This is a genomic window from Stenotrophomonas sp. HMWF023 (assembly GCF_003060985.1).
GTDB lineage: Bacteria > Pseudomonadota > Gammaproteobacteria > Xanthomonadales > Xanthomonadaceae > Stenotrophomonas > Stenotrophomonas lactitubi.
In genome coordinates this window covers 1-245 of sequence record NZ_QAIJ01000247.1, presented here as the reverse complement: position 1 = coordinate 245, position 245 = coordinate 1, and positions in this window count along the sequence as shown.

The following is a 245-nucleotide window of genomic DNA, read 5'->3' as shown; positions in this document are numbered from 1 at the left end:
GGGCGGTGTCGGATTGCGGGGTGTCAGCCGCATGGATGCGGCTGCCAAGCCTACAAGGACGTACTTGCGGCGTCCCCGCAATCCGACACCGCCCCGCCATCCCACGGAACCCAGCTTTTGCCGTTGCTTCGGCCGTTGCCGTTGCCTCTGCGGGTGCCGGGCGCAGCCCGGCCGGCCCCCCCTTACTGCAACAGCTGCTCAGTCATGCCCAGCGGCCGCGCATGCTCATCCATGTGCAGGGTGAT